Origin of the sequence: Furfurilactobacillus rossiae DSM 15814 (assembly GCF_000428925.1) — a bacterium.
GTDB classification, from domain to species: Bacteria; Bacillota; Bacilli; order Lactobacillales; family Lactobacillaceae; genus Furfurilactobacillus; species Furfurilactobacillus rossiae.
In genome coordinates this window covers 1-14,591 of sequence record NZ_AUAW01000025.1, presented here as the reverse complement: position 1 = coordinate 14,591, position 14,591 = coordinate 1, and the positions used below count along the sequence as shown (strand labels likewise).

Annotated in this window: 13 protein-coding genes; 5 read left to right on the top strand and 8 right to left on the bottom strand. The window is 39.5% G+C overall.

The window, feature by feature from the left end; all coding sequences use genetic code 11:
- The first annotated feature begins 105 nt into the window (after positions 1-105).
- From G400_RS0111805 to G400_RS0111795, 3 genes are read left to right on the top strand one after another with little or no spacing between them, the layout of a single operon-like run.
- Positions 106-918 carry a TrmB family transcriptional regulator gene (locus G400_RS0111805; RefSeq protein ID WP_017260612.1) on the top strand — a complete coding sequence of 271 codons (813 nt, stop codon included), beginning with the start codon at positions 106-108 and terminating at the stop codon, positions 916-918.
- Between the two features lie 10 nt (positions 919-928).
- A complete protein-coding gene (locus G400_RS0111800) occupies positions 929-1,813 on the top strand; it encodes a sulfite exporter TauE/SafE family protein (protein WP_017260613.1) in 885 nt (294 codons plus the stop codon).
- A 3-nt stretch (positions 1,814-1,816) separates the two neighbouring features.
- Entirely contained in the window at positions 1,817-2,809 is a 993-nt protein-coding gene (locus tag G400_RS0111795; protein ID WP_017260614.1) for an ornithine cyclodeaminase family protein, read from the top strand.
- A gap of 534 nt (positions 2,810-3,343) precedes the next feature.
- On the opposite strand, the gene G400_RS0111790 is transcribed toward G400_RS0111795, so the two are convergent.
- The 3 genes from G400_RS0111790 to G400_RS0111780 form a co-directional block, all read right to left on the bottom strand.
- Positions 3,344-3,808 carry a hypothetical protein gene (locus G400_RS0111790; protein WP_017260615.1) on the bottom strand — a complete coding sequence of 155 codons (465 nt, stop codon included), beginning with the start codon at positions 3,806-3,808 and terminating at the stop codon, positions 3,344-3,346.
- 20 nt (positions 3,809-3,828) lie between these two features.
- On the bottom strand, positions 3,829-4,806 hold the full coding sequence (locus tag G400_RS0111785) for a hypothetical protein (protein ID WP_017260616.1): 978 nt from the start codon (positions 4,804-4,806) through the stop codon (positions 3,829-3,831).
- A gap of 270 nt (positions 4,807-5,076) precedes the next feature.
- Positions 5,077-8,220, bottom strand: coding sequence for a type I restriction endonuclease subunit R (locus G400_RS0111780; RefSeq protein ID WP_017260617.1), 3,144 nt, complete (start codon positions 8,218-8,220; stop codon positions 5,077-5,079).
- 41 nt (positions 8,221-8,261) lie between these two features.
- Between G400_RS0111780 and G400_RS0111775 the strand changes: the two genes are divergently transcribed.
- Together G400_RS0111775 and G400_RS0111770 are read left to right on the top strand one after the other, a co-directional pair.
- Positions 8,262-9,482, top strand: a complete 1,221-nt coding sequence (locus tag G400_RS0111775) for a restriction endonuclease subunit S (RefSeq protein ID WP_017260618.1) — start codon at positions 8,262-8,264, stop codon at positions 9,480-9,482.
- Positions 9,483-9,549: 67 nt separating this feature from the next.
- On the top strand, positions 9,550-10,476 hold the full coding sequence (locus tag G400_RS0111770; protein WP_017260619.1) for a site-specific integrase: 927 nt from the start codon (positions 9,550-9,552) through the stop codon (positions 10,474-10,476).
- A 48-nt stretch (positions 10,477-10,524) separates the two neighbouring features.
- Here G400_RS0111770 and G400_RS16685 read toward each other — a convergent pair whose 3' ends face one another.
- From G400_RS16685 to G400_RS15875, 5 genes are all read right to left on the bottom strand, one after another.
- The gene (locus G400_RS16685) at positions 10,525-10,680 is read right to left on the bottom strand and encodes a restriction endonuclease subunit S domain-containing protein (RefSeq protein ID WP_081495775.1); all 156 of its coding nucleotides are present in this window, start codon (positions 10,678-10,680) and stop codon (positions 10,525-10,527) included.
- 16 nt (positions 10,681-10,696) lie between these two features.
- Complete coding sequence (locus G400_RS15280) at positions 10,697-11,134, bottom strand: hypothetical protein (protein ID WP_026017025.1); 438 nt, start codon at positions 11,132-11,134, stop codon at positions 10,697-10,699.
- Complete coding sequence (locus tag G400_RS0111760) at positions 11,131-12,717, bottom strand: type I restriction-modification system subunit M (protein WP_017260620.1); 1,587 nt, start codon at positions 12,715-12,717, stop codon at positions 11,131-11,133. The genes G400_RS15280 and G400_RS0111760 overlap by 4 nt, the downstream gene beginning before the upstream one ends.
- Positions 12,718-12,921: 204 nt before the next feature.
- Positions 12,922-13,263 (bottom strand): hypothetical protein, encoded by a 342-nt coding sequence (locus G400_RS0111755; protein ID WP_017260621.1) that lies wholly within the window; start codon positions 13,261-13,263, stop codon positions 12,922-12,924.
- Positions 13,264-13,363: 100 nt separating this feature from the next.
- Positions 13,364-14,302 carry a restriction endonuclease gene (locus G400_RS15875; RefSeq protein ID WP_027827228.1) on the bottom strand — a complete coding sequence of 313 codons (939 nt, stop codon included), beginning with the start codon at positions 14,300-14,302 and terminating at the stop codon, positions 13,364-13,366.
- Between the last annotated feature and the right edge of the window lie 289 nt (positions 14,303-14,591).

Here is a 14,591-nt window from a genome sequence, read left to right as displayed (position 1 = left end):
GCAAATCAAACAATATTAGCTAAAAGAATCACAAACTGTAGACAAAATAAAAAAATGGAATTATAGTAGTACCCGATGGTAGCTACTACTAAAAATGAGGAAAACATGGATCAAAAAACAGAATTATTGACGCGTTTCGGGCTCACAGAAAGTGAAGCCAAAGCGTATGTAACCCTCTTACAGATGGACGCATCAACAGGTTACAAAATTAGTAAAAACTCTGGTATCGCTCGTTCAAAAATATACAATGTACTGTCTTCACTTGAAGACAAAAAATTTATTCTTGAATCGAAAGATGACACACCTGTATATACTGCAATTCCAGTAGACGAACTAGTTGCACGTTTTAAAACTGAGAGTGAACATAATATTTCAAACTTGGAGAATTCTCTATCTGGTTTGGGAACCGTTACTGATTATGGTTCTGTGTGGGCATTAGATGCCTATGATCAGGTGTTTGAAAAAATTCAATACCAAATTCAACACGCTACTCACAGTTTGTACGTGCAAATCTATTCTGAGGACTTAACGCCTGAAATCACTCAAGCGTTGGCAGACGCAGAAAGTCGGCTTCATGAATTCGTTGTAATATTATTTAGTAATCATCACCGCTACGATTTACCTTTTAGACGTTTCTATAAACATTTTTTTGAAGCTGATAAGGTATTGGACTACGGTGGTCGCTGGGTAAATGTTGTCAGCGATGGACAGGAAGTCGTTTACGGAAAATTACCAGCAGACTCCGCTAACACAGGTGTAATTTGGACAAAAAATAGTTCAATGATCTTTCTCGCTCAAGAATACGTGTTACATGATGCTTATGATTTACGTACTCTTTCATTATTACATGATGAGGCAGAAAAAGTTTTTGGACCTGATTTGGAAGGAGTGCGTGACATCTACTTCGATAAGAATTGAGGAGATCGTTATGCGAGTTGCTTTAATCAGTGCAATTGTTTTAATTAATCTGTTATTCATTTTTGTTTTAGTTCGTGATTTACTCCGTCACCGAGATGAAATCATGAGTGAACCGGCGAGCTCAGTCTGGACGCCAATCGCTCAGGCCGTGATTTACTTCCTGTCAACATTTGGAATATCCGACTTTGCGATATCGACAGCTCTTTATCCAAAGGCTAAGTGGGTTTCTATGAAGAAACTGCCTGGGACTTTGAACACACAATGTGTTATTCCCGTGTTTGTCATGTCGCTGGCCTACATCACAAATATTACAGTTGGTATCAAGACCTTGCTCGTTGCCATTATTTGTCAGGTTATCGGTGCTTACCTTGGACCGCGATTCGTCGTCAAATTACCAGAACGCGTAATTCGCAATTTCGTTATTGTTGGTTTGCTAGTCGCCACTGCACTTATTGTAGCTGGTAAAATGGGACTCATTCCATCAAACGGAACAGCTACAGAACTATATGGCTGGAAACTATGGTTAACTGGTCTGCTTATGTTTATCTATGGAGCTTTAAACAACATCGGGATTGGCTCCTACGCGCTTACCATGGCTACAGTTTACGCAATGGGCATGAATCCCGTTGCAGCCTTTCCAATTATGATGGGTGGTTGTACCTTCTCCGTTTCAATCGGTAGCATGCAATTCATCAAACTAAACGACTACTCGAGAAAAATCACTATGTTCTCAGTCTTTGGAATCGTCGGTGTGTTAGTCGCCGTCTTCCTAGTCAAGAGTTTGAACACATCAATTATTCAATGGATTGTGATTGCTGTTCTGCTGTACTCAGCGGTTTCATTATACTTGGGCAACAAATCCAAGTCTGACAACACTGCTAGTAAGGAGGCGTAAAACATGCGTTATTTATCCGCAAAAGATATTCAACAAACATTTACAATGAGCGACGCCATTAAAGCCGACAAAGAAGCACTCAGCTTGTATTCTTCCGGTCGTGCTGACATTCCGTTGCGAACTAACATCGATATTCCGGAACATAACGGACAGAGCCTATACATGCCGGGATACATGAGTGGTGCATCCCCGGCTCTCGGTATCAAGTTAGTCTCTGTTTATCCTGATAACATTGCCAAACATCTGCCTAGTGTTCCTGCAACAATGGTGACTCTAGATGCCAAAACAGGCATCGTGAATGCTATTCTGGATGGCACTTACCTGACCCAATTAAGAACTGGTGCCGTTCAAGGTGCCGCAACAGACCTGTTGGCCAAAAAGAACGCAAAAGCCGCCCTCCTTATCGGAACGGGCGGCCAAGGGATGGCTCAACTAGAAGCAATGTTAACAGTACGTCATCTAACTATTGTCTATGTTTCAGATCTTGATAAGAAACGCGCACAAGATTTCTGTGACGAAGCCAAAGCTAAGTTTGGTTATACATTTAAAACAAAATTTCAGGTTGTTGATTTCGCCGATGATGTTGTACCTTTTGTTGATATCATTACCACTGTCACTACCTCTAGACGACCGACATTCAATGGCTCACTAGTTAAACCCGGCGCACATATCAATGGCGTCGGTGCCTACACGCCAGAAATGGCCGAGCTGCCAGCGGAGGCACTGGTTAAAGCCGACCGTATCATCTTCGACACAATGGACGGCGTTTTAGCCGAAGCCGGTGACATGATTCAGCCGCTAAAGCGTGGCATTATCGACAAGGACAAGTTTAATGGCGAACTTGGGCAGGTTATTAATGGACGAATTGACGGACGGACCGAAGAAGATCAGATCACTGTGTTTAAGACCGTTGGGACTGCAGCGCTGGACGTGATTGTGGCGGACCGGATTGTTAAGGCAGCTGAGAAAGAAGGAATTGGTGCAGTACTAGATTGATTTTATTCTCACTTTTAATTCTAACGGAAACTCAAGACACATATCCAAACTAATAATAAGACTCAAAACCAATTTTTGATTTTGAGTCTTATTTAGTATGTAGACTTAAAGTATTGTGGAGTAGTCGACATGTCCGTATCTTTATGTAAGACACCTTACTTCGCCTTAATATCGTTCCACGAACCAATCCAGTTGATAGCAAAAGCATCCGGGGTTCCTACCGAATTCACGGTGCCTTCCTTATTGGCCGTATTCACCACCGTCGACCACTTATTCGACGCCGTTGCTACTGCACCCCGCTAATGCCCCCCAATAAACTCAGCGTCACCGCCCGTACACCCAAACGTTTACCCAGTTTCATCCAATTGTTCCTCTCTTTCTCTGCCTTACAGAGATAACGTTAGTAAACGGATGTAAAGGTTGGGTAAATGATCCAAAATAAAAATGCTTTTTTAGAACAACCGAATTTTGTAACAGCTTTGATTGTATCTAAAAAAGCGAATTTATTTTTGTATAAGGACCAATTAAAAGGTTTCATCCATTATGTCGTACATATTGAATTAACAACATATAGCAGACAATCAAATACATAAAGACAGATAACCCAATGACAAAGAAGAAGATTTGTAGAAAAACCAGTATTGTTTCTAACCTAGAAATCACGTCTAAAATGATCAAAAATCCTACAGGGATATTTATCGAAAAAAAAGCCAGTGACAAATAACTTGCATTAAAATATTCATCTAAATAACCACCCTTTTGATCTTCTTTAATTGTTTTGTTTGATAAAAAATTAACCATAACACCAAGTGTCGTATAGGAAAAGCCTGTCAGTATGGTACTCATTGTCAGTACGCTCTTCGATATTTTTTCTGCTTCAAGAATTGAGCAATATGAGAAGAACCAATACCCTAGTATACTTGAAGCGACTATTCCAATGAAAAAGAATAAAACTAGCCACTTATTTACTGACAGATAATACAGTAATCTCTTTTTCATAGATCACCTCAGTTAAATCATTAATCGTTATTGCCTAAATATCGATTAATTTCGTCTTTGTGTGTCAAATAATTTTGTATCATCGCATCAGCCAAGCGATTTTCATAATCCCGAACCGTATCATGATCTTCATCAAAATCAAACTCTACATGTTGGATATATGGATTATTTTGCAAAGAGATCGTTTCAAACTTTTCAGCCTCACTATCTCGAGCATTAATACGAATATCCTTCATGTGATCATCGGTTGTCAAATCATCGATATATTCTTTTAGATCGTCAATCGAAGAAAACATTGATTTTTTTCTTTTTTCCATACGTACCTTAACATCAATAGTCGTCCGTCCCTGATTTTTTAGTTTTCGTTGCTGCGACAAGCCTAAACCGGTCAGATTTCTGGGCGTTTTTGCAGGAACTTCGATTGAATAAGTTATAAGCCCAAAATCTTTTTTGTGTTTCAACAATTCAAAACCATCAGGAATTGAAAGCAGGTCTATTTCTCCAAACTCTCTTCTAAACCCATTTTGCTGATACTCATTTATGTTCGTCAAATTTGAAATCATATCTCTGAAAGCAAGAACAGTTGGTGCCATGGCACCGCGACAATAACTAAGGGTGAAATCACTTGTATCAAGTAAAAAATAAGACTTTGACGCGAATTCTTTCCCTTCAGGGCTACTTACTTCCTCAGATAAGCCTGTATTAATATCATCCCATTGAAAATCATTAACGTCCCTCTTTTGAGAAAGTTTGCCGAAGATAATCTGATTTGTTCCCTCTTGAACAAACTCATTTGCATTTCTCAAAAACTCGAAAGCAACGTTACGATTCTTAGAGGAAATCAAACCGGAATATTCTAAAACACCCGAGTCAAACAATTGATGCAACATCGATTGCTTCTCTCTGTCAGTCAAAAAATACTGCGTTGAACTTTGCACATTACTTTGTCGAGTATCGAAAGCATTTAGCCTATAGAATTCCATTCTTTTAGTGACCATATAAATTTTCCTCCGTGTTCCACTAATGGTACTATTGTACCGTCGAGGTTGACTTTTTTCAATTTACATAGCTTAAAAATTCAAACGAAATTTAGTATTTATTGCGAAATGAGTCACAAACGCACGGTTGCATTTTATCGACAATCACAGGCTTTTCATAGATGGTCAAGTTACTGGGCAGTTACGAATATAATACCAATAAAAACAGCTAGTATTCAGAAATGCACTCGAACACTAACTGCTTTTGATTCGGTTGGTTTTAGTCATTCGCTATCGCAATTCTTCACGATACGGAAGAATCACATCATCCAGCAACGCCTGCCAAGCAACTTTCATTTGTGCGCGTGCTCTGAACAAGCTCGCTCCTGGATGTTCAATCTGATACTGATTAACATCCATACTTCGGTTCAGATCTGATAAGCCGGGAACATCTTTAGCACCACCGTAATATTGAATTACTGAGCTATGCAATTCTGAGTTTGGAATACACCACTCCTTAGAAAATTCATCAATGGCAAGATCTGCTGCACCATCAAAGTAACGTCGCTTAATCACAAACACATCATCTTCTGGACTAATTTTTCCTCTATCAATATCATTCAAAATCTTTCGATAAACATTCCGCACATTCTCTGGTTTATTCATCTTTTTAAGCGCTTCTTCAATCTGGTTACGAGTGTCCTTGTTGTTTGCTGCATAAATTCCCAACAAACGATCGATGAACGCAGAGTCAATGTTGTAATTGTTAACCGCATTATCATCGTAGAAGTTGATATCCGCAACTTCAGTTGGGACATCTGGTCCCTCATTGACAATGGAGCCTTTGATAGTATTGTACACGCCGGCCTCTTCTTCTATAAGATTTGGAAGCAACGTTGACTGGTCGGTCTCCTCCAATTCCTTATTGTATTCATCGTAGGTAACCAATGCAGCATATGACTTTGCCATTGCCTGATAGTCTTTCGTATATTCCAAACGCTTTTCAATATCTGAATGCTCATCGATTTCAGGGTTTGTCTGACAAAATAGTGAGAACGCGGCATATGCGCGCATATGCTTAACCTTTGCTGTTTGATAATCGTCATAGATCAATCCTGATTCTTCTTTGCTCTCCGAATATAAGCGTGTTGCTGCCTCAACATTCGCAGCCATGGTGGCCGGACGACGGAAGGTCACAATTAAACCCTTAGACTTACCTGGAAAAGTTCTATTCGTACGGGAGAAAGCCTGAATTAGCTGAGCATACTCTAACATCCGATCAACAAACAAAGTCTGCACTTGTGGCGCATCAAAACCAGTTAATAGGCGATCAACCACAATAACAAGGTCCACTTGCTTTCCTGGCTCTCTGAATATCGCCTGCTTCCGTGATAGACGATTATTAATGTCACCATTGTAGCGTTGAATTGTATCTAACCCCCAACTAGTATGGTAATAGGCATTGTAATCATCAAGAATAGCTTTCATCTCATCTTGCTTAACTGTAGCTGAGTCAGGATTTTCGTCCATTGAATAGGTGATTGCAATCCGAGGAAAATCCGGATCTTCAATTTCACGGCCGGTATGCAACGGATGGTCAGAAAACGTCTTCGCCATCCAATCAGAATCATGCGTCATGTCTTTAATTGCTTTATAATATCGCTTTGCCATGGAGATTGAGCTAGTTGTGAGAATTGCGGATTTCTGTGGCCGGCCATTTGCAAAATCAAATTTAACATAGGCATTATTTGGAGCTAGGATTTTCCGTATCACTTTCTGAATATGTTCATCGCTTTCATACACCGAATTATCAATATATTTCTCACGTTCAATTTGTGAAAGCGTATCAACTTGTTTAGACAATTGCTCGTCGGAAAGTGCTAGGTACTTTGGCATACCTTGCATTTGCTGGAAAATATGATTCGTCAGTGAGTCCTGATCAATGGTGTCTTCATGTTCTACCTGAAAACCAAGCACCGATGCGTCGTCCAACGCGTTCTTAATCGTGTAGGTGTGTAATCGTTCACCATATTGGTCATGTGTGGTCCGTGCCAGTGTACCCTGAGCTTCACGTTTGTTTTCTTCGAAGATTGGCGTACCTGTAAAGCCAAACCACGTTGAATTCGGGAAAAATTGTTTAATATCTTCCATGTTCTCTGGGCTCAACGCACGATGACACTCATCCACAATAAATACGATGTGCGACCCCAGTAGCTTCTGGTAACGATGTGTCCCTTTCTCATCATCTTGATGCCGCGCTTTTTTTAGCGCGGCATCAAGCTTTTGACGTGTCGTGATAATAATCACATTTGAATTATCATCTGAAAGTAATGTCTTAGCAAGTTCTCTAGAACTGCCAGTTCCAACGACTAAAGCATTTTTGCGCGTATTTCCAGTCGAGAGACCCGTATTAAACTCCGAAGCAAATCGCGTGAATTCATCATTTGTCTGATCGTCCAAGTCCTTACGATCAATCATCATTATAGTGCGATCAATCCCTGGTTTACGAGCAAGTAACTTAGTTGTCACGAAGGCTGTAAGCGTCTTACCCGATCCTGTGGCATGCCAAACATAGCCAGATTTGTGATGACTTGCCGCTTCATACAAAGCGCGAATCGCATGAATTTGATACGGATGGAGCACCATCAAAGACTTAGTGGATTGATCTTCGCTCACTATAGTGTAATCAGCGATTAACCGATGCGCATCTGGAATATTTAGAACCTGCCGCGCAAATTCATAAAGGTTATCGACTTTAATACCATCTTTAGTACGCCAGCTAAATAAATACTTACGATCCATATTCTTCGGCTGTGCGTTGGCAAAATATCGGGTTGTTGGCTCGTTAGAAATCACGAATAGTTGAAGTGTTGAAAAGATGTTGCCAGAAAACATGCCCTCTTCGCTATACTTCACGATTTGATTGAATGCTTGATAGATACCGTCTTTAGCCAGTACTTGTTTAAGCTCAATTTGTACGATTGGTAGACCGTTAATCAAAAGTGTGACATCAAAACGCCGATCATGTGCCGCTTCATCGTTGCCCGCCTTGGCGATCTGATGCACGACTTCGTATGATGAACGTCCACCACCAATATCTTGGTTAGAAAACAACATCACGGATAATGAGCCCAGACTCGTGTCATCACGTTCGATGGTGATACGTGCGATTCCATTTTCCCCTTTGAGCCATTTTGCAGCAGCAAACGGTGTCGTTGTCAGGCTAAGTAATTTTTGTTGAATTCGACTAAACTCACTATTAGTCAGCTCATGATCATTTAACTCATCTTGATTGTTTTGTACGATTTTAGCTCGTAAATTTGCCCATAAATCTGCCTCAGTATGTAAATCCGAGCGAAAATTCCACTGATTCTGACCACTACCCAGAATATCTATCAGCTTTTTTTCAACATCTGCCTCTGAATTTAATGCCATGTACTTCGCTCCCTGTGTTAATCTAATGCATTCATTATATCATGGGAAGGTTAGGTAAATTTCAGGCTATTGTAACTTGGGAACAGCGTAAGCTTGAAAATTGTATAACTTCTAGTCTAGGTGGTGGCACTCCAAACACTACTATATTGGATTACTGGAAAGGAACTCTTCCTTGGATTCAAAGTTCCGACTTAACCTTAGACGATTTACATTCGTATCGGGTGAATAAATACATTACAGAGAAAGCAATTTCGAAATCTGCAGCTAAAAGAGTTCCAGCATACAGTATGGCCATCGTAACTAGGGTGGGTGTTGGAAAGGTTGTAATACCCAAGACTGATTATTCTACTAGTCAAGATTTTGTTTCTTTGGTTGGGCTAAAGGCTGAGCAGAACTTCCTACTGTATGCTGTCTATCGTATTCTCAGGCACTTATCAGACAATACCCAAGGTACCTCAATTAAGGGAATCACTAAAAAAAATCTTCTAGAATCTGAAGTGGTTTTGCCAGCAAATAGACAAGAGCAGACAATGATTGGACGGCTTTTATCGAAGCTGGACAACACTATCGCTCTTCATGAGCGTAAGCTTGAACTCTTGAAAGAGCTCAAAAAAGCATACCTTCAGCAACTGTTTCCGAAAAACGGTGATAAAACACCACGTCTTAGATTCGCTGGATTTACTGATAATTGGGTGCAGCGTAAGTTGGAGGATATTTTGACAGTTTCATTAAAAAGAAATTCTGACAATTTGTTTACTCGTAAGGATGTTTTATCTGTTTCGGGTGAATACGGTGTTGTTAATCAAATCATGTTTCAAGGAAGATCATTTGCAGGAAAAAATTTAGAAAATTATCATGTCCTTCAACAAGGTGGTATCGTTTATACCAAGAGTCCATTGAAAAACAATCCCTACGGAATAATAAAAGCGAATCGTGGTAAAACTGGCATTGTTTCTACTTTGTATGCCGTATATCAAGTTAAAGATAATTCAATTCCAGAGCTAATTAATTTTTATTTTGAGATTAATAGTACAGTAAATAACTATCTCAGGCCTCTAGTTAATAAGGGGGCTAAGAACGATATGAAAGTACGTGATACAGACGTTTTAAAGGGGAAAATAATTTGGTCAGAGGATTTAAATGAACAAACAGAGATTGTTAATTTGTTAGATAGAATAACTTCGCTTATCGCTGTCAATGAGCACAAGTTAGACAGCTTCTGCGAACTAAAACAAGCATATTTACAAAAACTTTTTGTATAAAATCAAAAGCCTCCTTGATAATAATATATGGCACAAATTTGCCATATATTATCAAGGAGGTTCTTTTATGACAAGAAAGAAATCAACACAACTGTTCTACCACTACTTCGAGGATTGGGTCGAATTATATAAAGTTAACTCTGTTCGACCCATTACACTGAATAAGTATTACGTCACACTTGCTTGGCTAATTCGTCTTGCACCAAAACTACAGCTATGCGATCTGACCAGGCAAAGTTACCAACAGTTGATAAACGAGTATGCTCAAGATCACGAGCGCCAAACTACAATGGATTTTCATCATCAGCTGAAGAGCTGTATTGTTGATGCCTTTGAAGAAGGTGAAATTAAGCAAAATCCAACGAGAAAGGCTGTTATCACGGGAAAAAGACCAGCACCTAAGAAAGTGAAGTTTCTTAGCCAATTCGATGTTCAAAAGCTGATTCACGTGATGAATCTGGAAACGTCACTTAACTGGGATTGGTTTCTTTTACTAATCTTAAAAACAGGTTTACGTTTTTCAGAGGCGTTGGCGATTACACCTGAGTGTTTTGATTTTACTAATCAGACACTATCTGTGAAATATAGTTGGGATTATCGACACACAGATGGCAGCTTCCAGCCAACCAAAAATCCATCGTCTGTACGTCAAATTCAACTCGATTGGCAAATTACGATGCAATTTTCTCAGCTGCTTCACGGCCTACCAAAGGATCAACCAATCTTCGTTCATGGCCGAGTGTTCAATGCATCAATCAATCGACATCTAAAAGTACTTTGTGAGAGCGCCGAGGTTCCTGTCTTGAGTATCCATGGCTTGAGGCACACTCATGCGTCGCTATTGCTATTTGCCGGTGTATCAGTAGCAAGCGTTGCTAGACGTCTCGGCCATGCAAACATGGCGACCACGCAATCAACATATCTGCATATTATTCAAGAATTAGAGTCTAAAGATGGAGAGCGAATCATGCGCGAAATGTCTCAACTCGTTTAACTACTAATTAAAACTGGTCGGCACGTATATTTGTGTCGACCAGTTTGCCTATACGTATAATTTTTGTAAAAACGCTTGCTTTAAATTGTTAAGTTGCCCCAACCTCCTCTCATGAAGAGCGATAATTTGATTAATTTTGTTCATAAACGTAGAAATTTTATCTTGTTCATCAACTTCCGGCACTGAAATTCTATACTGTTGCAAAACCTTATAGTAGAGTCTAGTACGCGTACCACCTTTTTTTTTGCATTTTTGAAAATCTCAAAAAGCTTCCAGAAAAATTGAGATTCATAACAAGAAAATCGAGGTTCGATTTATCATTATTTGTGAATACAGGGTACTCACGACTCACTTGAACTGACGTATCAAATGTATTCTTGTTAAAATGAAAAATCGAGTCATCCGACATGTAACGGTAAGTTACAAAATTTTGGGGAACAACATGAAATGTCACTCCATCGTTAATGTCAGTTCGACCATTGTCAAAGTACTCTGTTTGAAAAAACAAACCTGTTCTTGCCGAAGTTGCGATAGGAAACTGATAGCCAGTTACCAACTCATTGTGTTCAGTGATTAGTTTTCCAAGCTTACGCTGTTCCCAATCTCCATCAAAGCCTTTAAACCGCAATTCTGGCACTCTTTTTGTCGGCGTTTTCATTTTAACGCCTCCTTAGTTGCTTCAATCAACGCACGACTGGATTCATCTTGAACGTTAAGATCATCAAGCATCGCTAATAGTTCCGAGGCATTTTCTGCCAATTTCTTATTGATATCAATAAGCTCAGTTTGCACTTTAGCGGCATCAACAGGTGGTTCTTCTTCAAAAGTATCAACATAGCGAGGAATGTTCATATTGAACTCATTTTCCTCAAGTTCGCTGAATGGCGCAACATGAGCAAATTTGTCAATGTCCTTGCGATCCTTATACGCATTAAAAATCTTATTGATGTTTTCTTCAGTTAGCCGATTCTGATTCTTGGCCTTCTCGAAGTCTTTACTGGCATCAATAAACAAAACATCACGGCTGGCACGATTCTTCTTTAGAATGATAACAGTCGTTGGAATTGATGTTCCAAAGAACAAATTTGATGGCATCCCAATCACTGCATCAATACTGCCATCACGCAATAATTTCTCGCGAATTGTACCTTCTGCCGCACCACGGAACAAAACCCCATGCGGTAAGACGATTGCCATCGTACCAGAATCCTTTAAGTGATAGAAGCCATGCAAAAGAAAGGCAAAATCTGCTTTACCCTTAGGAGCTAATCGACCATAATTATTGAAACGTGGATCATCTAAAAACGTTTTGTCTGATGACCATTTTGCCGAATATGGCGGGTTCATTAAAACAGCGTCAAATGTGTAAGGTTCATCGGTTGGCCAATCCTTGTTCAGAGTATCCCCGTTACGCAAGTGCATTTCATCGAGGTCAACACCGTGCAGAATCAAATTCATCCGTGCCAAATTATACGTCGTTGTATTTAATTCCTGTCCGTGATACTGCACATGATCGGGATCCTTCAAATTATCGCGAACGTTCAACATCAAACTCCCTGATCCCATCGTTGGGTCATAAACTGAAAAGCTTTGTCGATCGGTCTGCCCCAAAGTAGCAATCTTTGCCATCATTCGCGAAACCATGTGTGGCGTATAATATTCACCAGCTTTTTGACCAGCTTCAGAAGCAAATTCACCAATCAGGTATTCGTAAGCATCCCCAATGACATCACCCTCGTGACCAAGAACATCAATTACATCGAGTTTCTTAATAACTTCACTAATTGAGATATTGCGTTGCTGATCATCAGCACCGAGTCGCTTAGATGTTAAGTCAATATCATCAAATAGGCCATTAAACTGATCATAATGTGTAGTCAGGTTAATAAAAGCTTTATTGAGTGTTGCCAGTTGAAAAGTATTTTGCTTAGCCGTGTCAACCATGACGTTGAAGAGATAGTCAGGCTGAATCGAGTAGCCAAGTGAATCCTCCAGTCCAGCAACCACGTACTTACCATCCGAACTAGCTAGCAACGTTCGATAATATTTGGTTTGCTTTTCCGGCGTGTTATATTTATCGAGTGACTGACCATCAAGAATAATCACGTTCTCAAGCTGCCTGTCAGAAAGGTACTTATAGAAAATCAATCCAAGCAAATAATCTTTGTATGAATTTGCAGCCATCTTGCCTCGTAAATGATCGGCTGCACTAAATAGCTGTTGATTTAAATTGTCACTCATCTTATTCTCCTTCGATTTACAAGCTTACGCTCACCCTAAGCTACAGTATATCAGTTGCGATGATGTTGTAACCAAGGTTCGCATCTGAAAATAATTAAGTATTGACCATCCTATAAAGAAATTAATGAATTTGTTTTTGAAATTCCCGAAAAAAAGACCATTCCCCTTTAAGGTAATAGTCTTACCAATCCCATATATTAATCCTTAAACTCTTTTGTAAATTCTAACTCCTTGCCTGCTTTTTTCTTTCTGATACTGAAAAACCCCAAGAAATTTAGGACCATCGATAAAATTTCCCCACACTAAGCGCATTTCTTCATCTGAAATTTTCAGTTCAGCTTTCGAATCAAGTAAAGCTTCAGTGTTTGTTTCTTGAATCTCCTCTAATTTTGGATCCCACTCGTTTAGCCATTTACCATGTTGTTGACCATCGAGCCATGGCATCCAGAGTTTGTACTTAGAATTGGGTAAGTCGGCATAGACATCACGTGTTGGATTGGTTAAACCAGTTCCAAATATTTGAGCTACTTCTTCAAAGAATCTCATTAGTGGCATACTTCCTTTTTCAATGTTTAATGTGTACAGAGCAAGCCTCATATTGCATTTTGTGTAGACGGTTCAACGCTCTATCTTTAGATTGCTGTTTCTATTCAAAGTAGAAAGAGCCCAATTCATACGTTTCAACTCTTTTTAAAAAGAGTTGATATCGTTCAACTAAATCGACAATATCCTCTATATCTAATAAGGTAATCGGCGTACTCTTCGACGGATCCTTGGCTTCTCTCTTAGCAGCATCTGTAAAATAGTTAGTGGCAAGTAAAATGCCGTACTCGGTTCCATTCTGAATTGCCCCTCGAAAGTCTCGAACGGCTCTATCCCCTACCTGATGATTGTAACGTTTAGATTGAATAGCTACCCTAATAGTTCTGAAAACCTCATTCTTAAAGTATGCATATCCGTCTATTCCACCATCACGGGATTTTTGAATACCGAGACTATCATCTATTTCAGCTCCCATCTCTTTAATCAAACGTCGACTAAATTTTTCAAACCTGTATGGATCCATGATACCTAACTGTGCCTTTAGCTGATCTTTCCAAGTCTCTGTTTCATCAGGTAATTCAGCGGTTGAATCATTGCTTTCTTTTAACTCTTTCTTTTCAATTTTTTGGATAGATTCCTTGTTTTTCTTCTTCTCGACCTGAATTTCATCCAGTAAAGGTTGTGAAATTCGACGGACCCTTTCTCCATTCAGTTTGCTGACATCCGTTTTCAAGCCTTTGTCTGTCAATACATATGGTTTCATGCGTTCATCGATTAAGTATCCGGCCAATGCTAAATGTCGCGCAGCCCAAGAAATAGTAAACGTAAACGGAATATAAGTTCCACCCCGCTTCGGCGCAGGCTTTTCATACCATAAAACATCATCATGGATTCGTGTGTCGAACTTAGGAAGTTGGTTACGTGCTTCTTTTTTATCTAGCTTTCCACCCGCATCTTGAAGTGCTGCAATTAACGCCTTCATAACAATGTTTTCTCTGGCTATATTGTTTGTATAGCCTGGAACCTTAAAATCACTTTTCATTAAGTTTATTGCCTTCCTGTATGGAATTTAATTGCTTATATTACCTTGATTGAGTATTACTTAAGGCATACCAGGGTGACATTTATGCAAGTTCAATACTTTCTTTTTATGAAGTATACTATATTTGTATAATGTCTTTATCAAACTAATCTAATTAAAAGCCAACAAAACAGAAGGGAAGATTAGTATATGAGCACTCACTCACTCACTCACTCACTCACTCACTCACTCACTCACTCACTCACTCACTCACTCACTCACTCACTCACTCACTCACTCACTCACTCAC

Bases quoted from the DNA above. Each gene is read 5' to 3' on its own strand.
- G400_RS0111805 (WP_017260612.1), top strand. From the start codon at position 106: ATGGATCAAAAAACAGAATTATTGACGCGTTTCGGGCTCACAGAAAGT.
- G400_RS0111800 (WP_017260613.1), top strand. From the start codon at position 929: ATGCGAGTTGCTTTAATCAGTGCAATTGTTTTAATTAATCTGTTATTC.
- G400_RS0111795 (WP_017260614.1), top strand. From the start codon at position 1,817: ATGCGTTATTTATCCGCAAAAGATATTCAACAAACATTTACAATGAGC.
- G400_RS0111790 (WP_017260615.1), bottom strand. From the start codon at position 3,808: ATGAAAAAGAGATTACTGTATTATCTGTCAGTAAATAAGTGGCTAGTT.
- G400_RS0111785 (WP_017260616.1), bottom strand. From the start codon at position 4,806: ATGGTCACTAAAAGAATGGAATTCTATAGGCTAAATGCTTTCGATACT.
- G400_RS0111780 (WP_017260617.1), bottom strand. From the start codon at position 8,220: ATGGCATTAAATTCAGAGGCAGATGTTGAAAAAAAGCTGATAGATATT.
- G400_RS0111775 (WP_017260618.1), top strand. From the start codon at position 8,262: ATGGGAAGGTTAGGTAAATTTCAGGCTATTGTAACTTGGGAACAGCGT.
- G400_RS0111770 (WP_017260619.1), top strand. From the start codon at position 9,550: ATGACAAGAAAGAAATCAACACAACTGTTCTACCACTACTTCGAGGAT.
- G400_RS15280 (WP_026017025.1), bottom strand. From the start codon at position 11,134: ATGAAAACGCCGACAAAAAGAGTGCCAGAATTGCGGTTTAAAGGCTTT.
- G400_RS0111760 (WP_017260620.1), bottom strand. From the start codon at position 12,717: ATGAGTGACAATTTAAATCAACAGCTATTTAGTGCAGCCGATCATTTA.
- G400_RS0111755 (WP_017260621.1), bottom strand. From the start codon at position 13,263: ATGAGATTCTTTGAAGAAGTAGCTCAAATATTTGGAACTGGTTTAACC.
- G400_RS15875 (WP_027827228.1), bottom strand. From the start codon at position 14,302: ATGAAAAGTGATTTTAAGGTTCCAGGCTATACAAACAATATAGCCAGA.